This window comes from Pseudomonas sp. JC1203 (assembly GCF_056175065.1).
This window is the reverse complement of record NZ_JBWCAM010000002.1, coordinates 137611-162789: the sequence shown is the minus strand read 5'-3', so window position 1 is coordinate 162789 and position 25179 is coordinate 137611. Positions and strand designations below refer to the sequence as shown.

Below are 25179 nucleotides of genomic sequence, written 5' to 3'. Positions count from 1 at the left end.
CGCAGCGCTAATAAAAACAAGAAGGAGAAATGCATGAGTACGCGTCATGAAGTACCCCTGCCCATCGTCGGCCTTTCTGGCTTCGACGTGGGTTTGACCGAGGAAGAGCAAAGCGTTCAGCAAGTCATGCATCGTTTCGCCAAGGACGTGATGCGTCCCCTCGGCACGGAAATCGACCGCATGCCGGCCGTGCAAGCCTATCAGCAAGGCTCCCCGTTCTGGCAATACCACTTGGAAATGCAAAAGCTGGGGTTCAGCCCGGAAAGCATGGGTGAGCTTGCGCCCAGGGACGCGGCACGCATGGAAGGCATTGCCATCGAAGAAATGGCCTGGGGCGATGCAGGCCTGGCTGTCTCCAGCGGGGCAGGTGGTATGCCCATGGCCATGGCGCGGGCAAGTGGTCAGCAGGAACTGATCGACCTGTGTGAGGGCAAGCTGGGATGCTGGTGTGCTACGCAGCCCGATCGCGGTTCCGATGGCCTGATCCTGTACCCGGAAGAGCGTCATCCCGGCTCCATGGGTAACAAAGGCAACCTGCAGGCCACATTTACTGACGACGAAGTCATCTTCAACGGTCAGACCTCTGCCTGGGTATCCAATGGTCCGGTCGCGCAAGTGGCCCTGATGGATATCGTCGCCGACTACGGTAATGGGTTCTTCGACGAGGACGGCAGCACTTTTGGCTGCAACGTAATCGTACCGCTCGACCTCAAGGGCGTCTCCCGCGGAAAGCCGCTCGAGAAACTGGGCAAACGCTCTCTGCCGCAAGGCGAGATCTATTTCGACAACGTGCGGGTGCCGCGCCGTTTCGCCATCGCCACACGCGACGATTACGAACTCAAACATGCCTACGCCTGGGCCCAGGCGGGTACTGCCATGAGCCACATTGCCACCGGCGTCGCCCGTGCAGCATTTGAATTGGCGCTGGCCTACGTGCATGAACGCAGGCAAGGCGGAGCGTTGCTGGCCAGTCATCAACTGACCCAGCACCGTCTGGGCGGGATTGGCATGAAGCTGGAGGCGATTCGTGCGATGGCTCGGCACGTCGCTGAGTTCACCAAATGTTCGCCGCGCCCACATCCTTACTTCACGGCGTCTGGCAAGGCGTTTTGCTGCAACGAGCTGATGGCGGTGGTGAACGAGGCACTCCAACTGTTCGGTGGCGCCGGGCTGAGCCGCGAGTACCCCATCGAGAAGCTGTTTCGCGATGCCCGTGCCATGCAGATAGAAGACGGCGAAAACAACATTCTCCAGATGCACTACGGCCACCTGTTAAGCCGTTTGCATCGCGAAGAAGGCTGGGGCCGAGCCTGAGCCCACTTACACCGTCGCTCAACTAATAAAAAAAGGAAAGTGCCTTGAATACCGAATATCCCGTTGTCATCTATGGCGCCAGCGGCTACACCGGCCGCCTGGTTGCCGAACACCTGCGTGAGCTGGGGGTTCCTTTTCTAGCCGCGGGGCGTAATCGCGAGCGCATTGAAAAAGAGTTGCAACTGGTACCTGGCATCGAGAACGCCACGTACAAGATCGTCGAGGTCGAGCATAACGTCGAGGCTCTGACCGAGCTCTTCAATGGTTGCAAGGTCGTTTGTAACACGGTGGGCCCGTTCACGCGGTACAACCTGGCAGTGGCAGAGGCCTGTGTGCGCAGCGGCGTCCACTACCTGGATACCACCGGCGAACAGTCGGCCATTCTTCAATTGGAAGAGCACTTTGGCCGTGATTTCGAAAAGGCGGGCCTGGTGATGGTGCCCTCCATGGCTTACATGTATGGCCTCAGCGAAATCGGAGCGCGCTATTGCCTGGAGACACCGGGCGTCGATTCGCTGCGCATGCATGGCATCGGCAATGCCGTCCCTACGGTGGCTTCGGCGCAGACGATTCTCGACGCGGTGCGCCACCCTTGCTACTACCTCAAGGACCGTGAACTGGTGCGTTATCCAGGCATCGAGAACGGGCAAGTCTGCACGCCGTCTGGCGAGATCCTGATCACGTCTAACTGGGGCGGCTCCTCCAACCCCATCTGGTTCCGCAAAGACGGGCGTGTTCGCAATTGCAAGATGGATGTCGCCATCTGGAACCAAGAGCTCTACAAGAAAGAATTGGAACTGGAGCGCGCCTACAAGGTGCAGTTGCAGTGGCTGCCGGAAGACCAGCTGCGCGATGTGCTCGACCACATGGCCAAAGGCATCACTCCCGCTTCTCCCCCTCGTGAAGCGCGGCAGGTTCACCGCTCCATCGATATCTGCCTGGCGACGGGCAACAACGTTGCCGTCAAAAGCACCATTTTCAGCACGGGCGGTTACCTGACCACGGGGCTGCTGCAAGCCTACGCAGCCAGTCGATTGGCGGTGGAGACACCGCGCGTTACCGGACTTCGTTCGCCTAGTGAGGTATTCGGCCATCGCGAATTGATGGGCGTGTTGCAAAGCTTCGGCTATGCCGCCATCAAAGTCGAACAGGTTGTTTGAGCCCGGCCGTCAGTCACCCCTTTTCTGAGGAATCGTTTATGAGCTTCTCCACTCTTTCCTTGAAACAGGACGGCGCCGTGCTGCGGGTCAACCTGTTCAATCCCCCTGTCAACCTGATGTCTTCCAAGATGATCGAGGAGCTGTTCCAGCTTGGCGGTCGACTGTTTGCCGACCCGGAAACCCGCGTCGTAATTTTCGAAAGTGAAGACCCCGAGTTTTTCATTGCCCATTTCGATCTCGAAGACTTGGTGAAGCTGGCGGCCGATCCCTCCAAGGCCAGCAAGTATCCGGATATGAATGCAATGCAGGCATTGGCGTTGTCATGGCAAAGCCTGCCGCAAGTGACCATCGCCAAGGTTGCTGGGCGCTGCCGAGGTGCAGGTCTGGAATTCATTTTGGGGCTTTCCATGCGTTTCTCTACCGAGGACGCTAAGTTTTGTGCGCCTGAGGCCAGTGGAGGCTTCCTGGCCTGTGGCGGCGGTACCACGCGCACTGCGTTGGCTGCGGGCCCGGGCCGTGCGTTGGAGGTGCTGCTCAGCGGACGTGATTTCAGCGGTCTGGAAGCCGAGCGCTACGGCTTGGTCAACCGTGCGCTGCCTGCCGATCAACTGGACGCTTACGTCAATGAGCTGGCCGCACGTATCGCGTTGCGCTCAGCGCCCGTGGTCGCAATGCACAAGGAGGTTTTGAAACAGGTGTATTCACCCATGGTGGAGCCCATGTTCGCCGGACTGGCCGCAGAAAACGATGCCTTCCGCCGTGCTTCGGCGAGTGAAGAATTCAAGGCAGGCGTCGAGGCAGTGCTGTCCCTAAGGCAGACCCGTGAGCATGAACTGGATCTGCCCGACGTGATTTCTCGTCACCTGTCGTCCCAACGCTAACGCACGTGTGAGCCTTGCCTATGTCAATCATTAACTTTTTCGACAGAGGGCACTCTCTGAACAGTCAGGGAGCTGCCTTCGTCATGGATGGCCAACGTTGGAGTTTCAACGAGGCCTATGGCATCACCTGCCAGGTTGCCCATGCGCTGCTAGGACTCGGGCTTGCCAAGGAAACCAAAGCGGCGGTGTTGTCCGCCAACCACCCCATTTCCTGGATGTGCGTGCTCGGCATGTGGCGAGCCGGTTTCACCTGGGTACCAGTGAACCCGCGCAGCAGCTTGTTGGAGCAGCAACAGCTGCTCGATGGCTTCGACGTCGAGGTGCTGTTCTTCCAGCACTATTTCGCCGGGGCCGTTGAGCAAATTCGGGAGCGATGCCCGGGTATCCGTCGGTTGATCTGTATTGACGGCAATGTTCCAGGATGCAGTTCGTTGCAGGAATGGATTGCCGATCAACCCAAGTCGGCCCCCACGTTCCAGAGCGAACCTGAAGATCTGGCTGCCATCATGCCCACGGGCGGCACCACTGGCTTGCCTAAAGGGGTGATGCTGAGCCACCGCAACTTGGGAGTGTCGATAGCGGCCTCAATTCTCAATAATCACTACGAGTCGCAACAGCCGATCGTAAACTTGGCCGCAGCGCCGATGACGCATTCGGCTGGCTTCCTGTCGCTGCCGGCCACGGCTCGCGGCGGTACAGTGGTAGTGCTTACCAAGCCTGATCCGGCTGCGCTGCTTGACGCGATCGAGCAGCACTGCGTCACTGAGTTCTTTCTTCCGCCTACCGTGATCTACCGGCTGCTGGAGATGCCGAACATTCGTCAGCGCAACTTCTCCTCGCTGCGTTATTTCATGTATGGCGCAGCCCCCATGTCGGTGGAGAAACTCAAGCAAGCCTTGTCCGTGTTCGGTCCGATTATGTTGCAAGGCTATGGCCAGACCGAGGCGCCAGGGGGGATTTCCGCCATGCGACCCAGTGATCATTTGATCGATGGTGAAATCGCTCCCGACGAGCGCCTGTTGTCCTGCGGTAAGCCATCGGTGTTGAACGCCTTGGCCATCATGGACGAGCAGGGGAATATCCTTGCACACGGCGGCAGTGGCGAGATCTGCATTCGCGGTGACATTGTCATGAAAGGCTATTACAAGCAGCCCGACAAGACAGCAGAAACCATCGTCGATGGCTGGCTGCACACCGGGGACGTGGGCCACCTGGACAAAGACGGTTTCCTGCACATTACCGACCGCAAGCGCGACATGATCATCAGCGGTGGTTTCAACGTGTACCCCAGCGAAGTCGAGCAAGTGCTTTGGACTCACCACGCGGTGCTCGATTGCGCAGTCATTGGCGTGCCGGATGACAATTGGGGCGAGGCAGTCAAAGCGGTGGTTGAGCTCAAACCCGAGGGACAGGCCAGCGTCGAGGAATTGATCGCTTTGTGCAAGGAGAAGCTGGGGCCAGTGAAGGCACCCAAGACGGTGGACTTCGTCGCCGTCTTGCCTCGAAGCCCGGTTGGCAAGGTGCTGAAAAAAGAGATTCGTGAACCTTACTGGAATGGTGTTGACCGCCGGATCTAAGAAGAGAGTGCTCGATGACCCAAGCTCAGATCAATCGTCAATGGCTATTGGCGCAGCGTCCGGTGGGCGCTGTACAACCCAGCGATTTCAGGTATCACGAAGGGGCAATACCGGTTGCTCAGCCAGGCGATGTGCTGGTGCATTGCCTGTATTTCGGCTACGACGCCAGCCAGCGTATCTGGTTGACGGAGGAGGGCGGCTACCTGTCGCCCATCTACCCTGGGGATCCGATGCGTACCATCGGCCTGGGGGAGGTTATCGAGTCACGGCATCCCGATTTCGCGCCCGGTGATTTGGTCGAAGGCCTGCTCAGTTGGCAGGACTATGCCATTGTGCGGGCTGATGGTGTGGTGCCCCTCAGGAAACTGCCGTCAGGGGATTATCCCCTGTCGTGGAACCTGGGTGTTTTCGGCGTCGGTGGATTGACAGCCTATTTCGGCCTGGCCGATGGGCTGAATATCAAGCCAGGGGATACCGTGGTTGTGTCGGCGGCATCGGGTTCCATTGGCTCGCTGGCGGCTGGCGTGGCTAAAGCGCTGGGGGCGAAAAGGGTCATTGGAATTGCCGGCGGGACAAAAAAATGTCAATGGATCGTTGACCATGCAGGGTACGACGTGGCGATCGACTATCAGGGTGAAAACCTTGATGAACGCTTGCGCGCAGTGTGTCCGGAGGGTGTTGATGCCTACTTCGATAACGTTGGCGGCGACATGCTTGATACTTTATTGATGCACATGGCCCCCCGTGGCCGCGTCCTAGTATGCGGGGCACTCTCGACGGGGTACACCAAGATGGTCACCGCAGGGCCACGAAACTTCATGCGAGTACTCACGCATAACCTCACCATCCAGGGCATCTTGCTGTCGTTCTATCGTGACCGGATGGCGGAGGGCGCGAGCAAAATGGCGCAATGGGTTGCTGAGGGGCGTCTGCATGTCGAGGAGTGCTTGGTTGAAGGCTTCGAAAAAGCGCCTGAGCTTCTACCCACCATTTTTGGCGGCAAAGCCCCCGGCAAGTTGGTGCTCAAGGTAGCGGAGCTAAGGTCGTGACGTCGTCCCATGTCATGCCTGCAGTGCTGGTGACGGGGGTCTCCAGCGGCATCGGCCAGGCCATCGCCGAAGACTTGCTGATGCACGGCTACAGGGTCTTCGGCAGCGTTCGCCGTGAAGCGGATGCGGCAGCGCTGGTTGCCCGCGGCGGTGAGTGTTTTGTGCCGCTGGTGATCGATGTGACCGAACCACACTCCCTTGCACATGCCGTTGAACAGGTACGTCAGGTACTCCATGGCCAGCCGCTGCAGGCATTGGTCAACAACGCGGGGGTCAGCTTTGCTGGTCCTATCCTGTTGCAGCCACTCGAAGAGGTGCGCCTGACCTTTGAGGTCAACGTGCTTGGCCTGCTCGCAGTAACGCGTGCTTTCGTACCGTTGATGAAAAGGCAGGCCACTTCCAGCGCTGGCCCAGGCCGTATCGTCAACATCAGCTCAGTGTCAGGCGGTATCACGGTGCCTTTCCTGACCGCTTACTCAGGCTCCAAGCATGCCGTCGAGGCCATCACTCAAGGGCTGCGTCGGGAGCTAATGCCATATGGTATCCATGTCGCGTCTATCCAGCCTGGGTTCATTCAGTCTCGCCTTTTCGAAAAAGCCCAGGCATGTGGACCGGACCAGCAATACGTTGGCACTGACTATTCAATATTATGGCAGCGCTTCAATCAGTCGTTGCGGCAACAGGAGCGGCAGGCCAAGCCCGCGCAATGGGTAGCCAGGACAGTCCGCCGCGCACTTCAGGCACCAAGGCCGCGTACACGTTACCCACTCGATCCAATCTGGTACCTGGGTAAGGTGTTGCCCAATCGTTGGTTTGATCGTTTGATCTTCAAGGCGCTGGGTATCGAGCGGCTCATCAGGGGCTGAATGCTCGAGGGAACTGATCTGCATGGCTAGAAAAACCATTGATGAGGCAGCCGCCACTCGAGTCGCCTTGATCAACGCCGGTATCAACGTGTTTGCCACACAGGGTTACGCGCATGCCACTCTCGAAATGATTGCCGCGCAAGCTCTGGTGAGTCGGGGCGCGGTGTATTGGCATTTCGCTGGAAAGCGGGCGTTGCTCAAGCAGATTCTTGAGAACCATGCATTACCGTTTGAATGTTTCCTTGCTAAACACAGCAGTCTCCAAGAGGCGCTCCAGGCGCTACGCTTGGCCATCCTGGCAACCGTTACGCAGCAACGCTCACGCCAATTGTGCGAAATCATGCTGTGCAATAACGAAGGGCGCGCACGGGTTTCCTTGATCGCCGAGCGTTTTGGCGAAGCCCAAGCCCGCTTTTCCGATCAGATCAGACAGATGCTGGAGCAAGCTATGGCGGGAGGGGAGTTGCCTGCATTGCTCGATGTCGCTGCAACCTGCAGGCTCATGAAAATTTTCCTGGCGGGTTTGATACTCGAGTGCGCCAGCCAGGAGGCGCTCGTGGTCGAGCATGTGCTCAGCAGTATTGATGTAATGACGGCGCTATTATCCGGAGCGGCTCCGGTATTGCTCGGTTTGCCGGCTGCAACGGGCACCCTGCGTGATCGCGACATAGAGTTTTGTCCATGAATGCGTCGCTAAGTGAAGCACTGAACCCCTCAAGCGCTAAACCTTGTTTCAGCGAGCAGCGTATCGTCGCTTTGGAACTGTTCGCGGTGCATGGCTTTCGGCAGGTCAGTATACGGGACCTTGCGAAAAGCCTGGGGGTGAGCACAGGTGCGATTTACTACCATATCGAGAGTAAGGAACAGCTGCTGTTCGAGTTCATCGAGGAGCTCTACAGTGCCCTGAATGTCCACGCGTTAATGTCTGACCGGGGGCTATCGGCTGTGCAGCGCCTGCGCAGGGCGGTTGAGCTGCATGTAGCGCTGCATGAGTCGATGGCGCTGAATTTTCAGCTGCTGGAAAAGGAAAGCGCCAATCTAACGGCCGAGTTCGTGCCACGTTTCGAAGCGCTTCAGGGTGAGTACTTGCACTGGATCAGCTCGCTGATCAAGCCCTGGATGAAAGCTTGCAACGAAGCTACGGTACACGCCCGTGCACGCAGTGTGGTCACCTTGCTGAATCTGGTACCAAGGTGCCTGCAGCAAGCGAATGTGTCGTTACTGGATCCTGTGGAGGTGGTGATGCCTATGATCATGCGAGCGCTTTGTTAATCCCTGGTGAGCGCTCGCACGTGGGACCAGCGCTTTCAAAAAGCGACCCAGTCAAGTCATCTCACCGATTAATCTCGTTAATAGCGCCGCCGGTTGTGTCCAGCCAGCTTTTCCGCCGGGCAAACAACTGCGGGGCCGTTTCATTGACTTCAGTGATCAACACGTCCACTTCAGCGTTTCGTAGATAACCATCTTCCACCACCACCTGGCCTGCCACCATCGTCATGGCCACATCACCGCCTTGCACCGCATGCACCAGATTGTGGTGCAGGTTAGCCAATGGCCCTTGGGCGATGAGCGGTGTCATTCTAGGGGTGTCCACACGCACTGCAATAATGTCCGCCGCCTTGCCAACTTCCAATGAGCCAATCAGGTGGTCCATGCCCAGGGCGCGGGCGCCATCGATGGTGGCCATGCGGCAGATAGACCACGCGTCCAGGGCTGCCGCGTTGAGCGTGGCGAACTTGGCCAGCAACGAAGACACTTTCATTTCCTCGAAAAGATCCAGGTTGTTGTTTTCTTTCTCGCCATCGGTGCCCAATCCCACGGCGATGCCCGCCGCCAGCATTCTTTCTACTGGAGCTGCGCCGGATGCCAGCTTCATGTTGCTGACCGGATTGTGCGCCACGCCGATATTTCGCTGGGCCATCAGCGCGATCTCCTGGTCGTCCACCCAAACACAATGGGCCAGTAACACGTTGCTGGCCTCAAGCAGACCAAATTTCTCCAGTGCCTGAATGGGACGGATGCCATGGCGTCGCAGAGTCTCCTCCACATCAAAGCGGCTTTCGTTACTGTGAGTATGAAAGCCTACCTGGTAGGCCTTGCAGAGGTCGGCGATGCGCTTGAAGGCTTGGGGGCGGGCATAAAACATGTGCTCCAGGCCAACCCAGACGCTGATGCGCCCGTTCGCACCGCCATGCCAGCGATTGATCAAGGCCTCGTTGCTGTCCAAGGTCTCGAAGTAGTCATGGTCAGGGTGTTCTGCCACGTAGGGCACCAAAACGGCGCGTATGCCCAATTCGGCAGCGGCCTCGGCACTGCCATGCATATACCGCCACATATCCACCACGGTGGTGGTCCCTGATAGCAGGGCTTCGCTGTAGCACAGCATGGAAGACAGTCGGGCCTCGGCGGGCAGCAGCACCCGGTGCATCGGGTCGATGTACCGTTGCAGCCACTCCCACACCGGCAACCCTTCGGCGGTGCCGCGCAGCATGCCGGAGTGACAGTGGGTATTGACCAGCCCGGGCATCAGCAGGCGATCAGTGAGTCGGCGAACCGGGAGCTGAGGGTGTCTGGGGAGCAGCAGGTGGGCGGGGCCCACGTCAGCGATCAGGCCATCTTTGATCCAGACTGCGCCATCTTCGATCACAGTGTTATGGGCGTCCATGGTGAGCACGTAATCTGCCCGAAGGAGCTCATTGGTCATCGTTCTAATCCTGTGTGCTTTAGAAAGTCTGTCGGGCATCAGTAGTCGTTCAGTGCGGTCGCGCGCCGGCTAGCTGCAGTGACAGTTGCAGCGTCGCTGAATCCGTTGAACAGTAGGTTGAGGATCAGCGCGCTGCACACGCACAGAATGATCCCGCTTTCAGTAAACACCCGGCTCCACGCCGGCAGCGCCTGAAAGTAGAGAGGCGAAACCATCGGGATCATGCCAATACCCACGCTGGTCGCCACGATCAACAGGTTGTGGCGCGATCGATCAAAGTCTACGGTGGATAGAATGCGTACCCCCGTCAGCGTGACCATGCCGAACATGACCATGCCGGCCGCACCGAGTATGTACTGAGGGGTGGACGCTACGATGTAGGCCAATTTAGGAAACAGGCCCAGCCCCATGAGCATCAGTGCCCCGGCCACGCAAACATGGCGACTCTTGACACCGGTGATGGTCAACAGACCGAGGTTTTGTGAGAAAGAGGTGTAGGGAAAAGCGTTGAAAACGCCGCCGATCATTGCACCCAGACCATCGGCGCGTAGGCCGCGAACCAACCGCACAGGTGTGGTCGGGCGGTCCACCATTGTGCCCAGTGCGAGAAACATCCCGGTGGATTCAACCAGGGTGACCAGCATAACCAGGCACATGGAGACGATGGCGGCGCCATCGAAGGTCGGCACGCCAAACGCCAACGGGGTAATCATCGAAAACCAGGGAGTTTGGCCTAGACCGTCAAGCACGATATCGCCGCGCAAGCACGCAACGCCGAAGCCCACCAGCACACTGAACAGCACCGCGACGTTGGCCAGAAAACCTTTGGCAAAGCGGTTGATACCCAGGATCAGAACCAACTGCAACAGCGCGATACCCAGATAGACCGGGTTGCCGTAATCCGGGTTCGGGCTGCCGTCGGCCAGCGCAGGATGCCCACCGGCCGACCAGTCGATGCCTACACGCATCAGGCTGATGCCGATCACCAACAGGACCGTGCCAGTGACCACAGGCGGAAAGAGGCGCAGAAGCCGCCCCATGACGGGTGCCATCAGAACTCCAAAGAGCCCTGAGGCGATGATTGCACCATATACACCCGGCAAGCCGAGGGTTGGATTGACGGCGATGGCGATCATTGGCGTGATCGAGACGAAGGTCGCCCCCATCATGACCGGAAGTTGAATACCGAACAGCCGGCTGCCCGCGCATTGCAGTAACGTTGCCAGGCCAGCGCAGAACAAGTCAGCATTAATAATCAAGGTCAACTGCTCTTTGGGCAGTTTCAGGGCTGCACCGAATATCAGCGGTACGATGATGCACGCCGAATACATCACTAACACGTGTTGAAGGCCCAATATCACGGTTTGAACCAACGGTAGTCGTTGATCAACAGGGTGCACGGTAAGGGTCAATGTCCTCTCCTTGTTGCGATGGTCGAGGCAGTGTTGGTTGGGAAATCATTAGAATTATTGGCTGATGCCAGGCCAAAATGCGCTTAGTCGTCCCTGGTGTAAAAATGGGATCTATTGATTTTTTTTATGGTGTATCCATGAGGCTGTCCTTGGAGCAACTGGCGGCGTTTTCGGCGGTGGCCAGTGAACGTTCTTTCTCGGCCGCGGCTCGCAAGCTGGGCAAGTCACAGTCGGCGTTGAGCATTTCTGTCGCCAACCTTGAGATCGACCTGGGGGTGACGCTGTTCGATCGTACTCACCGTTATCCGCTCTTGACCAACGAAGGGCGCGCGTTGCTGCGCGATGCCGATGCCATCCTGGGCCAGTGCTTTAACATGGAAAATCGTGCGAGCAGCCTGGCGCAGGAGCTGGAAACGGAGCTGGTGATCAGCCTTGACGATGCCGTCCCTTACCAGGCGCTTGCTCCCGTGCTGGAGGAGTTTTCCCGACGCTTCAGCCATGTCGACCTGACGGTGCTCCATCCCTCCCGGCAGGATGCCCTCGGCTTGGTCGAGGCGGGCAAGGTGCTACTGGGGATTATGTGTACTCGGGCCCATTACCCGAAGGATCTGCAGTTCAAGCGCTTGGGCAGCGTTACCTTCTGCAATGTGGTGGCGCGCAACCATCCCTTAGCCCTGATGGGCCCCATCAACTTCAACCAGTTGAGCAATTTCCGCCAGTTGGTCTATTTGCCTTTCCGTGACACCCTTCCCACCAGCGAATACCTTAATTCGCCCAACCATTGGAGCTTCGAGAGTTACTTGACGATGACGAACCTGCTGAAGGAAGGGATGGGATGGGCTAGCATTCCCAGACAGCTCATGCGAGACCTGAGTGCAGATGGCAGGTTGGTTGAGCTGCAGTTGGAGGCGTACCCGTTCACGGACTGGACAGTTGGGGTTGATATGGTTTGGGCCTCGCTTTTCCGGATGGGGAAAGCCGGGACCTGGCTACGGGAAAAACTGGGGCAGACTCCGTTAGTGAGTATAAAGGCTTGAGACACTCCACCGGCCAGCGGCCATCGTCCAGATTCTCTCGCGGACCATGCCCGTTTACACTGAATGCCATCCGGTGTTCCAGCGAGCACTGGAGTTCTTGCGCAGAAGGTTTGAAGAGCCCCGGTGCTGAGTTAGCGAGTGCCTCCGAGCGGGTCGTTATGAGAAGGAGCCCAGAGCAGATTCTGGACTCCTGTTTTTCCCTATCCTCAGCAAGCAAAACTTAAACTGCTAGAAGAAGGCGAAGGTTGCTAGTTTCATCTGTAGAAAAGGCTGCTTATATTTATCGAGACGCACCAGCCTCCTCAATAAAAGGATTAACTATGGAAAGGCGATTTGGCAGAACGTGCGCTGACACCCAAATGCCTTCAGCGACGGGCGTTTCATCATTGCTTTGCTCTATCGCAAGGACGACCGGAGCGCCCTTGCGCTCGCCTACCGCGATGGCCTCTTCAGCGACATTTGTCAAATGCACCATACGCCGCGCCATCGGTATTACTCCGTCCGTCACGATCCTATCGAGTACGGACCAGCTAGACCCGTGATACAAAGCAGTTGGTGCTCCCAACTTGATACCGGCATCGATAACGACTTCCAGTGTATGCCCGTAAAGTGCTCTAATTCGGCCGTCTCTTACCTCGAATCTTGGCTCGCCGGGATGTTCTGCAACAGCAAGCAAATGACTCGAATCCACTTCGAGTGAGCGAGCTAAATCCTCCATGCTCGCAAACCCTGTGTTATCCACAGGTATTCCGTTGCTCGGCCCGTAATGGCGGAGTTGATAGGCCATTGCCTTACTCAATCGCCTATGGTCATGGCTTGGCGCGGATTCAGTTGCTTCATTCTGTTCAATGCGGGAGAGAGCCTGAAGCAGTTCCCGCGCCAAATTTTGGATTATGTCAGTGCAGCATTCTGAGATCAGACCACAGAGCTCCCGCGCATGACGTCTCAGGTGCTTCCCTGCTTCTTTTTCCGTTCCTAGTCGTAGGGCCCGAGTAATAGCGAACCACCCGTATGCGACAATTAAGTCTGACTCACTAAGTACATGGCCCATTCGGCCGAGATATCTTTTCATAAGCGCAATTCGCATGCGCCAGCCATCCAGGTTTGCTTGTATAAGCGCATTATCCTCTATGAGTTGGACAACATCGTATCCAATCGGTATGAACTCACTAGACTCAAGATCAATGGCTACAATACGCCCAGCCGGGTCAACTATCCAGTTTGATGCATGACCGTCTCGTTTTCTAACTAGCGGTAGCTCTCCAGGAAAAAGTTTACGCAGGGAGTCTACAAAACGGTCAGCTTGTTCTTGCTCGAAGAGGCTCCTCGACCACATTTTTAGGTAGTCTTTTAATGGTCGCCATGCTGATTTACCTTCCGGAGGTCTTCCTGCAACGCTATGATAGATAGCGAGCAAGTCTGTGATCGGTTCTAGGACGGCTAAAGCCTCTTCCGCAGAAAGCTCGCTCACCAATCGTCCTGCTGCTCGCTGAGATACGTGTACCCACCGCCGCTCGTCTTCAGACGGAATTTCAACAATCGCGAGCGAACGAGGCACTTCAAACAGACTCGTATCTCCCCGAGAAGCGATCACCTTCCGTAACGAGGTTAACATCGCCGCCTCGTGGTCTGCCTTTTCTTTAGTGGTACGCTTGAAGACGAACGTTTCAGAAAGAAATCCGCGAGCGTCAGCAACAGCAAATACCTCGTTACGTCCACCCAAATTTGATCTTGCGTAGATTGGGGAATTTAAGGCTAGAATAGCTGCCTCACGCCAACTGCCCGAGGTATATGACGTTTCACCACCTGAAAGCCCATCTAGGTAGTCCTTCACTCGCGCTATACCGATTCTCGGAAGTGGCCAAGTGGGATGTTGATTGCAAAGCTCAGAGAATATATCTTGAGCACGATGAGCCAAGTTTAAGTCGTCAGTTCGCTTAGCTACTGAAAGTGCCGCGGCTCCAGCCTCCCATTGAACGTGCCGGTTAGACCGAACCATTTCAGACAGTGACCTTGTTACATTTACGTACCTAGATAGATCATTAGGCTTAAGAAGATCTGATGGACCGTCTACCATTTGACGTAGAAACTGTGCGCTCAGCACGGCAGCTGGTACAGACACTCTATCTGTCAGCAGGTATTCTAAATTATTTATTACACATCTAATAATCCCCCACAATTTAGGAGAGGGTTGTGTAGCCATTAATGCAAGGAGTCCCCTCGGTATTGCCATCGACCTTGCTGGCAGACTCAACTGCGTCTGTTTGACCGCTTCAACGATGGTGGATAGAACGCGGCAACGCGCTTCATCAACTGATCCCCTAGGGCGAGAGCAGGCCAGCTTACGTTTCGCTATTTTTAGCTGCTGGAGTCTAACGCTTCCAATGCCGGAGCCTGAGAGCAACGCTAGACGGAGCCGGGCCTCAACCTCTGCAAGTTCTGATCCCTCAACGATATTTAGATTCTCCGAAAGTAGCTTTAGCGCATCTTGCAGAAGGTTTTTGTCTCCGGTTTGGTCAAATTGTTGAACCAAGAGCTCAAGTCGGTAAGTAAGTGTTTCAGGTTTCAGATTTCCAAGAGCCATAGACTCTTTAGAATAAGATAGTGCTCTTGACACAGTGGCAGGCGAAACTTGAACCCATCGCCCGATCATTGCGACGGCAGTTGCATACTTACCGGTAGCTATTCGCCGAGCAGGCTCTCCTAATTCTTGACTTTCGATGGAGAACCTAAATTCGGAAAGGGCAACCCGGTACCGTGCAATGGCTACGTCAATCTCATGACCTGCAAAACTCCCCTTAGCATCTTCATATAATGCGTCAGCGGTTCGATGTGCAATATTTGCTAGCGACTTCGAAAAAAAGTCTATCCTAATAGACCTTAATGAGCTATTCATATTAACAGGGTTTAGTCGCATATGTTCAAGTATCAACATAAACACTGGCGATGGGGCTATCTCTCTATCTTTCAGAATTTTTCGCCACATCTCTGATGCTGCAGCATGTCCGTCTGCGTTGAAAAGTAAGAGTAAATCCGAATGCCTTGGGCTTGAGGTGAGCCAAGCTGTTGAGGAGGGTGAGCCAAGGTAGCCGAGAGTACCAAGGACTTCTCCCAAGTTTGGCGCCCAAGTGTTCAATGCGTTTAAATATTCGTCATTTGGCGTCATGATCAATCCATTTTCCACGAGCTGTTGAGGTTCTTTCGATCACAAAAAAAGCAAAATTTGGTGTTGGTTCTGAGCTGCATAATGCTTAGCTTCAATGCTCATGGTATAAGACTATTTGAACATTGAATGCGACAAACGGGGTCTAGGCGTACGATACCGATTGGGATCGTAGAGGCGCAACGCTACTATGGCTCAACCCATTTCGGTTACTGGCATTCCATCCACGCTGGATGTTTGGACAGCTAAATGGTATTTGGGCAACTGCTATTGAGCTCAGAAACGCCTTTGATCCGAGCACATTCGAAAGACTCCTTTAGCCGCTAGCAGTCGCTGCCGTTGTCCGCTTCTGGCCGATAGTGCTCTTCTGTGAAGGTCGGCTTTGGGTCGATCCTGTTGAAAAAGTAGCTCCCCTGTCTGGCCTGCGGCAAAATCTCTGCATTGGCCAGCAGGGAAGCACGCAGCATGATGGGACAGTTATCGAGTGGGCAGGAACGGCTGTTTTACTCGTTCAACCTTGAAGATCACATCCCAGCCAATCACCTTCTGCGCAGCATTGATCGGTGTCTCGATCTAAGCGACTTGCGCCATTACCTCGCCGATTTTTACAGCCCAATTGGGCGTCCTTCGATTGACCCTGAGTTGATGATCCGCATGCTGATCGTGGGCTATTGCTACGGTATTCGCTCCGAGCGGCGGCTGTGCGAAGAGACCCATTTGAACCTGGCGTATCGCTGGTTCTGCCGGTTAAGCCTTGAAGATGAAGTCCCCAATCACTCGACCTTTTCCAAAAATAGACACGGCCGTTTTCGGGACAGTGATCTATTTCGCTGGCTGTTCAATGAAGTGCTGCGTCGTTGCATGGACGCAGGCTTGGTTAAAGGTGAAGGCTTTGCCGTGGACGCCAGCATCTTCAAAGCGTATGCCAGCCGGCAGCGCGGCGTACCGGGTGATGAACAGGTCAACTGGAGCGATCCGGCCCTGAGCACCTGCGCCGTGCGTGAGTACCTTGAAGGCCTCGATGAGGAGGCTTTGGCCGAAACACTACCGAAACGCCTGTCGCTGACGGATCCTCAGGCCCGCTGGACGGCTGCTCCAGGCGGCCCTGCTTTCTACGCTTACTCCACGAATTATCTGATCGATACCGAGCACGGCGTGATCATGGATGTGGAACCCACACCGGCTCATCGAACCGCAGAAGTCGAGAGCACCAAGACGATGATCGATCGGGTCGAAGCGCAGTTCGACATCAAGCCGGAACGCCTTATTGGCGACACCGCTTACGGTACCGCGTCGATGCTGGCCTGGATGGTGGAGGAAAAAGACATCGAGCCGCATGTGCCGGTATGGGACAAAACTGAGCGCAAGAACGACAGTTTTTCGAGTAATGATTTCCACTGGAATGAAGAGGCCGAGGAATACCGCTGCCCAGCCGGCAACGTATTACGCAGCGAATGGCGAGCCTTCAAGAGCCAGCGTTCGCACCTCACCAAAGCCAACACCATCATCTTCCGATCCAGACAGACCGACTGCGCGACATGTCCGATGAAAGCCAAGTGCTGCCCGAACACTTCGATTCGCAAGATCGTCCGCAGCGTCCATGAAGCCGCTCGTGATGTGGCTCGACGCATCGCAGCGACGCCGGAGTACGTGCGCTCTCGCCACGAACGTAAGAAGGTCGAAATGTTGTTCGCCCACCTCAAGCGCATCCTGAAACTGGATCGCTTGCGACTACGTGGAATGAGTGGCGCGACCGATGAGTTCACACTGGCGGCTGCGGTACAGAACCTGCGTCGACTGGCCAAACTTACATCTCAAGGCCACCTTCTACGGGATAGGTAAGCCTGCACGAAGCGAAAAACCTCAAATTATCCCATTAACAGAGCTGCAAAGGTCAACGAAGGGCCGAGAAATCACTCAATGTGGTGAGTAGGTTCTCCGGTGGTGGCCGTGCCTGAGTTCAGGTGATCTGAAAATCCGACTTTTTCAACAGAATCGGCCGATAGCGGCCACTAGTGACGGGCATCAAAAGGTCCAAAGATGACGTCCGCAGGCTTGCGAAAAGGGAATGTTGGCAATCCCGTTCCGAAACCGGCCCTCCGACTCTGCCAGCGTCAAATACACCGTTGTTTCAACGGCATATTCATCGTCGGCTTGCCTCTTTAACCCCATCTTGGCGCATGCCCAGATTTTTCTTGAACCCTCGTAAGTTCATTGCGCCCAGCGCCACCTCCAGCGCGATCAGCGCGTAGGCATGATCATGCCAGCCCCAAATCACCCAGAGTGCATTGCTGAGTATGAAACACCAAAAACCGATGATCCGCCGCCTGGCCTGAGTGGAGCCGGTGAACCAGGCGGCAAAAATAGTGACCGCCATCGCCGGCCATTGCACCCAATCGATCATAGGATGGGCTTGCCGCCAGTAACGCCGTAGCGGGTGCCGGAGATGTAGCTACCTTCGTCCGAGGCCAGCAGCACATAAATCGGCGCGACTTCCACGGGTTGGCCAGGGCGTCCCAACGGTGTCTGAGAACCGAACTGAGTTACCTCTTCATCAGGCATGGTGGCCACGATCAGTGGCGTCCAGATGGGGCCCGGGGCAACGCTGTTGACCCGTATGCCTCGTTCCCCAAGTAATTGCGCCAAGCCGGCGCTGAAGTTGGCGATGGCGCCTTTCGTTGTCGCATAGGCAAGCAGCGTCGGCTTGGGGGTGTCGGAATTGACCGAGCTGGTGTTGATGATTGAGGCGCCCGCCGACATGAAGGGCACGGCGGCCTGGCAGATACGGAACATGGCGGTAATGTTGATATCGAACGTCTTTACCCATTCCTCATCCGTGATGTCCTCGAAGCGTTCGTGGGTCATCTGAAAGGCAGCGTTGTTGACCAGCACATCAATGCGCCCAAAGCGGGCCACCGTATCGTCGACCAGTTGCTGGCAAACCTGTTTCTTCGCCACATCGCCTGGCAACAGCAAGCACTGACGGCCAGCGGCTTCCACCCAACGCGCGGTCTCTCGGGCATCTTCGTGCTCGTCCAGGTAGGCGACGGCAACGTCTGCGCCTTCACGGGCAAAAGCGATCGCCACGGCACGGCCAATGCCGCTGTCGGCGCCGGTGATAAGTGCAATCTTGCCTGCCAACTTGCCGCTGCCTTGGTAGCTTTGCTCACCGCAGTCGGGCACCGGGTCCATTTTACGTTGCGATCCCGGCACTGCTTGAGGCTGGCCGGGGAAAGGTGGTTTTGGATAGTTGCGCATGCTTTGGGTCTCCTGGAACTTGCAGCGGGTATGTGCTTGAGAACCCTGAGGCGAAGCAAAAGTTGAGTCGGATCTCGGTCTACCTCGACCAGCGGGGCGTTGGGCGCGCAGGGCTCAGGGCCAACCACGCACTGTAATTGAGCTGAACTTTCAAGCCCGTGCGGCTCTCCCTTTTGGTAACGACTTACCAAGGAGACCCCATCATGAAAACCACTCAACTGATCGGTCTGGCCTGCTGCGTGTTCATGCTGCACGGTTGCTTCAATGAAACCGATCACCCTCCCCAGGGCGCTGACCGCAGCAAGGCTTCCGTGCAAATGCAAAAACCGGATGCGCCCACTGGCGAGGCCACCCCGACCGGCGAGCCAGGCAAAGCCAACCAGTAACTTTTAAATGTCAGGAGCACTTTCATGGACGACTTCAAACCCTCGCGCCGTTACCTGCTTCAAGGTGCCGCCATAACCGCCGCCGTCGGTTTCGCCGCACCTTCAATGGCGCAAGCGGCGACAGCGACTGCCACTGCGCCGTTGCGTAACCCGCAGGGTGGTTTCCCGAAGCCGCCGTTTACCGAGCAGTCACAGCCTTGGCCGGGACTGGCAGGAAGCATGAGCCCGCGCCCGGATCACGGCGAGCATAGCTATCAAGGCAGCGGCCAGCTGGTCGGTCGCAAGGCATTGATCACCGGCGGTGATTCCGGCATTGGCCGTGCGGTGGCGATTGCCTTCGCTCGGGAAGGCGCCGATGTCGCCATTAACTACCTGCCTGCCGAAGAGCCGGACGCCAGGGAAGTGGTGAAGTTGATCCAGGACGCCGGCCGCAAGGCAGTGGCGTTGCCCGGTGATCTGCGTGACCCGGAATTCTGTCGAAGCCTGGTGCAGCAGGCCCATCAGGCCTTGGGTGGGCTGGATGTTCTGGTCAGCAATGCCGGCCGCCAGCACACCTTCGATTCGATCCTGGATATCCCAGACGATCAATTCGACTGGACAGTCAAGACCAACCTCTACGCCATGTTCTGGGTCACCAAGGCCGCAGTTGCGCTGATGCCGGAGGGAGCCGCCATTGTCTACACCGCGTCGGTCAATGCCTACGACCCCTCGAAGAATCTGCTCGACTACTCCATGACCAAGGCTGGCATCGCCAACTTCAGCAAGTGCTTGGCCAAGCAATTGGCGGATCGAGGTATTCGCGTCAACGCAGTTGCGCCTGGACCGTTTTGGACCCCGTTGCAGGTCAGTGGTGGTCAGACCATGGAAAAACTCAAGGCCTTTGGCAGTGACACGCCGCTCAAACGTCCAGGCCAGCCGGCGGAAATCGCCTCGCTGTACGTGCAACTGGCATCGGCTAAGTCCACGTATGTGACCGGTCAGGTGTTCGGCGCCTCAGGGGGAGCCGGGCAGCCCTGAGTACCCAATTGCCGGTGGCGGCCTTGCTTTCCGGATAAAAGCGACTCAAGGAGCCATGATGCATCCTACGCAACTGCTTGAAGAACTGCTGTACGCCAGAGGCCCTGGGGGCGAAGAGGAAGAGGTGCGGGTGATTTGCGAGCGCGAACTGCGCGAGCATTGCGATGAAACCTGGATCGATGATGCAGGCAACCTGATCGGGCTGATTCGCGCGCCCAACGCTCCCACCGACCATGCCCAGACCGCGGCATCCGGCATGCTGATCATGGCACATCTGGACGAAATCGCCATGGCAGTCCGCACTATCAACGACGATGGTTCATTGCAGGTCACCGCATTGGGCGGCGCCAACCCGGTCAACTTCGGCATGTGCCCGGTCGATATTCTGGGCGACGCCGCTGTGCCCGGCGTGCTGTCGTTTGGCAGTATGCATGTGACTCGGCAATCGCCTCAGGGAGCCGACGTTCAGGATGGCAATGTGCACTGGCGGGACGTGCACGTGGTCACCCGGCAAAGCCGCAGGCAATTGGAGGAGCAAGGCATTCGAGCTGGCACCCGAGTGGTGCTCAGCCAGCACTGGCGCAAGCCGTTTTACCTCCAGGATGCCATTGCCGCGCACTTCATGGATGACCGCGCACCTGTGGTGGCAGTTCTGCAAGCGGCTGCCATGGTTGCCCAAATGCGTAGCCGCTTGCCCCAGGACACTTACTTCGCATTCACCACCATGGAGGAGGAAACCAACGCAGGGGCACTGTTCGCATCACACCATTTGCCATGTCGCACCGCCGTTGCGGTGGAAGTCGGCCCGATTGCAACGGAGTATGGCACCGAGCTATCGGCAAACCCCATCGTCGTCGTTGGCGACGAAAAAGGCCATTACACCCGTTCGGTCACCGATGCATTGATTGCCGCTACGCAACGGGCTGGCTACACGCCGCAACCGGCGTTGCTGGTGGATTTTGCCTCTGACGCCAGTGCGATATTGGCAGTAGGGGCCCTTGGCCGGGCGGGCTGTATCGCCATCCCCACCGAGAACACCCACGGCTTCGAGGTAGTGTTGCCGGCAGGTATAGAGGCCTGTGCAAAGAGCTTGACCCGCTTTCTCATGCAGGGGCACACATGATCGCCGTCACCGCTGCGGACTTGGGTATTGATATCAACGAGCCCGGTGGCAACGGCCTGTTTAAATGGCTGCTGGCCAGTTTTCTGATCGGCAAGCGGATTCGCACCTCTGTGGCGGTTAAGGCTTTTCATCGGCTGGTCGACCAGGAGGAGGTGGGCACGCCAGAACAGTTAGCCAGGTGCAGTCATGCCCAGGTCGTCAGGTGGTTGGGCGAGGCCGGCTATGCGCGATATGACGAATCCTCCGCGAGGCGTTTGCGGGTATTGGGTCAACGCGTTAGCGAGGAACTGCAACCACAACTGCGTGCGTTATGCACTGGGGTTCACCGGGTCGCCGACTTCGAGCGCTGGCTACTAAGCTTTGAAGGGGTGGGGCCCAAAACCGTGGAGATATTCATGCGTGAAGCAGCGGAAACGCTAAACGTTGCTTCGGCTGATCTCCTCATGCCGTCTTGATCAGGAGCAACAACTATGCAGCCACAAACAGAAGGTTTGGAAGAACAAGGTCCCGATCGCGTCCCTTTCGTCAACGACCCCGTCAAGAATCGGAAAGAACGCGCTGAGCCTTCCGACGACGAGGCGGATGATGAGCCAGAGGACGAGTGAGGGGCTGGATAGGTATGCGACAACCGCCTGAATTCAAAACAAATTTAACTCTATAAATACCGGCTTGATAGGAAAGTCTTCGCGAGAGAACTCCCTGACCCTCTCGGAAGCAACGCCCGGTGGCGGGCAGCGAACCGCCTCTAACGCTTGCACAACAAGATCATTTCCAGGTGGGAAGTACGCGGACATGTCGTCCCGCTCAATATCAAGAAGCACAATGAACCCACGGTCGGGCGTCACCTGGCGGTCGAGTTGGTACCGAACCTCGCGAAGGTTGCGCAAAGATGCGTATACCTGAACGCCACTGCCAAGATATTTTCGGTGCCACTGATCCATAATCGTCTCTTGACACTCAAACATCCGTGACCGGTGCTGCAAACGATCCCAGCGCCTTGATCAGACTTTCGGCAGACCATGGCTTGGCCAGGCAGACGATCCCGGGTTTCACCGGGATGTCCTCCAGAGCAAAACCACTCATCAGAACGGTGGGCGTCCCCGGCCATTTATCCGCGACCATGCCGAGAAATTCCGCGCCGTGAAGCTGCCCCGGAACATCGTGATCAGCCACCACAGCAGCGCAACCCCCCGATTGCAAAAGATAAACCAGTGCATCGTCACAGTTCTGGAAGCTATGACAAGCGTCGCCGAGATCGGCAAGGATGTCCCCCATGAGCCTTCTGAGCAATGGATCGTCCTCGACCACGACGATATCGCCCTCCAGGCGAAATGAATTCAGGCTGCTGTTCATCATGGGCCTTGATTGCCGGAGTTCAGTAGTCCTAAGGCTGCGGCCACGATCTGCCAAATAGCTGGACACCCATCGGACCGTTTCGGCAGCGCGACGTTCCCAATTCAGCGATAGCAAAATGCCGGCCCATTTGCAGTTTTTTGTCCTGCTATCAAGAAATGGCTATTGCTGCACCGCTTGTACCGACCCGCCGTCCACGCGAACATTGCTGCCGTTTATGAAAGACCCACGGTGTGAGACCAGCAGCGCGATCACCGCCGCCACTTCCTCCGGCTGTCCTCGCCGCTGTTGCACGATGCCGGGCCGCTCTTCCTTGAGAAAGTTCTCCACCGCTTGCTCAAAAGAGACACCGAGCTGCTCGGCTCGCTTGCGCATCATGTCATTGGTCATTCCAGTTTCGATGAACGCGGGAGCCACGGTGTTGCACAACACACCATGCTCGGCTTCCTTATAGGAGAGGTTCTTTACCCACGCAGCGAGGGCAGCCTTGGCAACGTTGTACACGGCCTCATCGTAGTAGGGCTGGGCGGCATTTTCCGAGGTGATACATACAAACCGCCCCCACCCGCGTGGACGCATACGTGGAATGGTGGCGCGTGCTACGCGCACCGAGGAGAAGAAGTCAGTTTGCCAAGCCTCTTCGTATTCAGCATCAGAGAGTTCGAGAGGATCGCCTTTGGCACCGGTAACCCCGGCAGTGTGCACGACGATGTCGATTTTACCGAAATGTGATTCGCCATCAGCCACCACCTGGTTTACCGCTTGCTGGTTTGTGACATCTGCCGCCACCAACAGCCGTTCGCCGGGCAGGTTGGCGAACGCAGTCTGCAAGGCGCCTTCATCACGATCGGTCAGTACCAGCAGGACACCTTCTTCGCTCAACAGTCGCGCTGTTGCCTGGCCTATCCCGCCACTGGCGCCCGTTATAAGTGCGACCCGCCCTGTTATTCCAAGATCCATATGAACCTCCGCATCGAAACAATGAAGCCGGCGGCATATCTCCGGCACTGATGGTTCGACCAACGCAGGGCTACAGTGGCTCCAAAAAAATACTAGAAAGGGCGGCTGACTAAAGGTCCCAGATTGTGTGCCACAAAACAGTCTGAATTCCACCAGGCACGCCCCTCCAAGACAATAACCACCTCAGGTATTTCAGGAGTAGCCATGAACACTTACTCGAAGGATCAAAATGGTCCAGCCCTAGACAATCCGGACTCATTGCCCCTCAGCCCGCTGGCTAGTGGTACTGACTCAGTTAGGTCGATGAGCCTTTGCCTCCGAGTCCACTTGCGCCTAGGTCCGGACGGGCCGACAACCCGGTCCTGCCTAGTCCGCTTGCAGCCAGGTCAAAGAATGCTGACAACCCAATCCTGCCTAGCCCTTTAAGTCCCGCGACAAAAAAGGTGTGAAGGCCTTTCGTCAGGCTGTTCCTCGCTCAGTTGAAACGATGCCTGCTTCGGTAGGCCTGATACTCGTAAGCGAGCAAATTGTTCGGCCACACCAACGGAGAACGAAATGAAAGCCATTGTCTACAACGGGCCCCGAAATGTGAGTGTGCAGAGTGTGCCAGACGCGCGTATCGAGAAGCCCACTGACGCGCTCGTACGGGTCACCACCACGAATATCTGCGGATCTGACCTTCACATGTATGAAGGGCGAACTTCATTTGAGACCGGTCGGGTATTCGGCCATGAGAATCTGGGAGAGGTGATCGAGGTAGGCAAGGGCGTGGATCGCGTCAAGGTCGGCGACAGGGTTTGCCTGCCGTTCAATATTGGTTGCGGCTTCTGCGAAAACTGCGAGAAAGGCTTGACCGGCTTCTGTCTCACGGCCAACCCTGGCAGTGCAGGTGCCGCGTACGGCTTCGCCGAAATGGGCCCCTACCAAGGCGGCCAAGCCGAGTTACTGCGGGTTCCCTATGCTGATTTCAACTGCCTGGTGTTGCCGGAAGACGCCCAGGAACGCGAAGACGACTACGTCATGCTATCCGACATTTTCCCCACGGGGTGGCATGCCACCGAGCTGGCGGGGTTGTTGCCTGGAGAGAGCATTGCTATCTACGGGGCTGGTCCGGTGGGCCTGATGGCAGCGCACTCTGCGATGATTAAAGGCGCGTCGCAGGTGTTCGTGGTCGACAATCACCCTGATCGCTTGAAGCTTGCCGCGCAAATGGGGGCTACGCCGATCAATTCCCTGGAAAAAGAAGCAGTCGATCAGATTCTCAACCTTACCCATGGAAAAGGTACCGACCGTGGCTGTGAGTGCGTGGGCTACCAGTGCTGTGATCGCCACGGCCATGAGGCCAACCATCTGACAATGAACAACCTGGTCGCCTCCACCAAGGCCACGGGTGGCATCGGAGTGGTAGGGGTGTTTGTACCGCAGGACCCAGGAGCCAACAACGACCTGGCGAAGGAAGGCAAGATGGCCTTTGACTTCGGCTCATTCTGGTTCAAAGGGCAGCAAATCCGCACGGGGCAAGCCAACGTGAAAGTTTACAACCGCCGCTTGGCGGAGCTGATTCACCATGGTCGCGCGTCACCATCGCAAATCATCTCGCACCGCCTGACCTTGGCTGAGGGGCCGGCGGCTTACGGGCACTTCGATGCCCGGGACGAAGGCTGGACAAAGGTCGTGCTTAAGCCGGCGGCCTGATATCGCAGATCCGGAAAGGCGGAGGTGTGCCACAGCAATGTTGCCTGATGGGCCGGTTCACTGAACACATCTCCGGCTTACGCTTGAGCTACAGAGAGATGTGGCAAGGAGAGACCAGACTACATAATTTGCTTGTTAGCCTACCGTGCCCCTGAGTAGCTAAGACTCGCCGTCAGCGCTGTGGTAGCCGATGCTGGTAATTTTCGTTAATCGTCCTTGAACTG

24 protein-coding genes are annotated in these 25179 nt (G+C 56.8%); 16 read left to right on the top strand and 8 right to left on the bottom strand.

The features are described 5' to 3' along the window. Positions 1-33: 33 nt before the first annotated feature. The 8 genes from AC0SZ7_RS03955 to AC0SZ7_RS03920 all read left to right on the top strand — a co-directional run bounded on the left by AC0SZ7_RS03955 (position 34) and on the right by AC0SZ7_RS03920 (position 8119). Positions 34-1314 carry an acyl-CoA dehydrogenase family protein gene (locus AC0SZ7_RS03955; RefSeq protein ID WP_475503122.1) on the top strand — a complete coding sequence of 427 codons (1281 nt, stop codon included), beginning with the start codon at positions 34-36 and terminating at the stop codon, positions 1312-1314. 44 nt (positions 1315-1358) lie between these two features. Further along, the gene (locus AC0SZ7_RS03950; RefSeq protein WP_475503121.1) at positions 1359-2474 is read left to right on the top strand and encodes a saccharopine dehydrogenase family protein; all 1116 of its coding nucleotides are present in this window, start codon (positions 1359-1361) and stop codon (positions 2472-2474) included. A gap of 38 nt (positions 2475-2512) precedes the next feature. Then, entirely contained in the window at positions 2513-3355 is an 843-nt protein-coding gene (locus AC0SZ7_RS03945) for an enoyl-CoA hydratase/isomerase family protein (RefSeq protein ID WP_475503120.1), read from the top strand. 83 nt (positions 3356-3438) lie between these two features. Continuing rightward, the gene (locus AC0SZ7_RS03940; RefSeq protein WP_475503119.1) at positions 3439-4932 is read left to right on the top strand and encodes an AMP-binding protein; all 1494 of its coding nucleotides are present in this window, start codon (positions 3439-3441) and stop codon (positions 4930-4932) included. 14 nt (positions 4933-4946) lie between these two features. Next, positions 4947-5981 carry an NADP-dependent oxidoreductase gene (locus tag AC0SZ7_RS03935; protein ID WP_475503118.1) on the top strand — a complete coding sequence of 345 codons (1035 nt, stop codon included), beginning with the start codon at positions 4947-4949 and terminating at the stop codon, positions 5979-5981. Beyond that, positions 5978-6847, top strand: a complete 870-nt coding sequence (locus tag AC0SZ7_RS03930) for an SDR family oxidoreductase (protein ID WP_475503117.1) — start codon at positions 5978-5980, stop codon at positions 6845-6847. Before AC0SZ7_RS03935 ends, AC0SZ7_RS03930 begins: the two co-directional genes overlap by 4 nt. Positions 6848-6869: 22 nt before the next feature. Beyond that, positions 6870-7532, top strand: a complete 663-nt coding sequence (locus AC0SZ7_RS03925) for a TetR family transcriptional regulator (protein WP_475503116.1) — start codon at positions 6870-6872, stop codon at positions 7530-7532. Then, on the top strand, positions 7529-8119 hold the full coding sequence (locus AC0SZ7_RS03920; RefSeq protein ID WP_475503115.1) for a TetR/AcrR family transcriptional regulator: 591 nt from the start codon (positions 7529-7531) through the stop codon (positions 8117-8119). The genes AC0SZ7_RS03925 and AC0SZ7_RS03920 overlap by 4 nt, the downstream gene beginning before the upstream one ends. Positions 8120-8180: 61 nt before the next feature. Here the strand turns inward: AC0SZ7_RS03920 and AC0SZ7_RS03915 are convergent, their stop codons facing one another. Together AC0SZ7_RS03915 and AC0SZ7_RS03910 are read right to left on the bottom strand one after the other, a co-directional pair. Continuing rightward, a complete protein-coding gene (locus tag AC0SZ7_RS03915) occupies positions 8181-9551 on the bottom strand; it encodes an amidohydrolase family protein (RefSeq protein ID WP_475503114.1) in 1371 nt (456 codons plus the stop codon). A 38-nt stretch (positions 9552-9589) separates the two neighbouring features. Further along, positions 9590-10963: a nucleobase:cation symporter-2 family protein gene (locus AC0SZ7_RS03910; protein ID WP_475503113.1), complete on the bottom strand. Its 1374-nt coding sequence runs from the start codon at positions 10961-10963 to the stop codon at positions 9590-9592. Between the two features lie 137 nt (positions 10964-11100). Here AC0SZ7_RS03910 and AC0SZ7_RS03905 point away from each other — a divergent pair, with 137 nt between their 5' ends. Continuing rightward, positions 11101-12000: a LysR family transcriptional regulator gene (locus AC0SZ7_RS03905; protein ID WP_475503112.1), complete on the top strand. Its 900-nt coding sequence runs from the start codon at positions 11101-11103 to the stop codon at positions 11998-12000. A gap of 280 nt (positions 12001-12280) precedes the next feature. On the opposite strand, the gene AC0SZ7_RS03900 is transcribed toward AC0SZ7_RS03905, so the two are convergent. Then, a complete protein-coding gene (locus AC0SZ7_RS03900) occupies positions 12281-15166 on the bottom strand; it encodes an RNA 2'-phosphotransferase (RefSeq protein ID WP_475503111.1) in 2886 nt (961 codons plus the stop codon). Between the two features lie 462 nt (positions 15167-15628). On the opposite strand from AC0SZ7_RS03900, the gene AC0SZ7_RS03895 reads away from it, so the two are divergent. Continuing rightward, the gene (locus AC0SZ7_RS03895; RefSeq protein ID WP_475503110.1) at positions 15629-17005 is read left to right on the top strand and encodes a transposase; all 1377 of its coding nucleotides are present in this window, start codon (positions 15629-15631) and stop codon (positions 17003-17005) included. Positions 17006-17306: 301 nt separating this feature from the next. Here AC0SZ7_RS03895 and AC0SZ7_RS03890 read toward each other — a convergent pair whose 3' ends face one another. After that, the gene (locus tag AC0SZ7_RS03890) at positions 17307-17567 is read right to left on the bottom strand and encodes a hypothetical protein (protein WP_176570401.1); all 261 of its coding nucleotides are present in this window, start codon (positions 17565-17567) and stop codon (positions 17307-17309) included. Next, positions 17564-18421, bottom strand: a complete 858-nt coding sequence (locus tag AC0SZ7_RS03885; protein WP_475503109.1) for an SDR family oxidoreductase — start codon at positions 18419-18421, stop codon at positions 17564-17566. Before AC0SZ7_RS03885 ends, AC0SZ7_RS03890 begins: the two co-directional genes overlap by 4 nt. A 203-nt stretch (positions 18422-18624) precedes the next feature. Between AC0SZ7_RS03885 and AC0SZ7_RS03880 the strand changes: the two genes are divergently transcribed. From AC0SZ7_RS03880 to AC0SZ7_RS03860, 5 genes are read left to right on the top strand one after another with little or no spacing between them, the layout of a single operon-like run. Further along, complete coding sequence (locus AC0SZ7_RS03880) at positions 18625-18807, top strand: hypothetical protein (protein WP_475503108.1); 183 nt, start codon at positions 18625-18627, stop codon at positions 18805-18807. A 24-nt stretch (positions 18808-18831) separates the two neighbouring features. Beyond that, a complete protein-coding gene (locus tag AC0SZ7_RS03875) occupies positions 18832-19824 on the top strand; it encodes an SDR family oxidoreductase (RefSeq protein WP_475503107.1) in 993 nt (330 codons plus the stop codon). 58 nt (positions 19825-19882) lie between these two features. Then, positions 19883-20947: a zinc-binding metallopeptidase family protein gene (locus tag AC0SZ7_RS03870; protein WP_475503106.1), complete on the top strand. Its 1065-nt coding sequence runs from the start codon at positions 19883-19885 to the stop codon at positions 20945-20947. Then, entirely contained in the window at positions 20944-21402 is a 459-nt protein-coding gene (locus AC0SZ7_RS03865; protein WP_475503105.1) for an HhH-GDP family DNA glycosylase, read from the top strand. The genes AC0SZ7_RS03870 and AC0SZ7_RS03865 overlap by 4 nt, the downstream gene beginning before the upstream one ends. A gap of 15 nt (positions 21403-21417) precedes the next feature. Then, entirely contained in the window at positions 21418-21552 is a 135-nt protein-coding gene (locus AC0SZ7_RS03860; RefSeq protein WP_475503104.1) for a hypothetical protein, read from the top strand. 33 nt (positions 21553-21585) lie between these two features. Here AC0SZ7_RS03860 and AC0SZ7_RS03855 read toward each other — a convergent pair whose 3' ends face one another. The 3 genes from AC0SZ7_RS03855 to AC0SZ7_RS03845 all read right to left on the bottom strand — a co-directional run bounded on the left by AC0SZ7_RS03855 (position 21586) and on the right by AC0SZ7_RS03845 (position 23260). Next, positions 21586-21888 carry a hypothetical protein gene (locus AC0SZ7_RS03855; RefSeq protein WP_475503103.1) on the bottom strand — a complete coding sequence of 101 codons (303 nt, stop codon included), beginning with the start codon at positions 21886-21888 and terminating at the stop codon, positions 21586-21588. 16 nt (positions 21889-21904) lie between these two features. After that, positions 21905-22300 (bottom strand): response regulator, encoded by a 396-nt coding sequence (locus AC0SZ7_RS03850; protein WP_475503102.1) that lies wholly within the window; start codon positions 22298-22300, stop codon positions 21905-21907. 162 nt (positions 22301-22462) lie between these two features. Then, the gene (locus tag AC0SZ7_RS03845; protein WP_475503101.1) at positions 22463-23260 is read right to left on the bottom strand and encodes an SDR family NAD(P)-dependent oxidoreductase; all 798 of its coding nucleotides are present in this window, start codon (positions 23258-23260) and stop codon (positions 22463-22465) included. A 555-nt stretch (positions 23261-23815) separates the two neighbouring features. On the opposite strand from AC0SZ7_RS03845, the gene AC0SZ7_RS03840 reads away from it, so the two are divergent. Further along, on the top strand, positions 23816-24955 hold the full coding sequence (locus AC0SZ7_RS03840; protein ID WP_475503100.1) for a glutathione-independent formaldehyde dehydrogenase: 1140 nt from the start codon (positions 23816-23818) through the stop codon (positions 24953-24955). Positions 24956-25179: the final 224 nt, after the last annotated feature.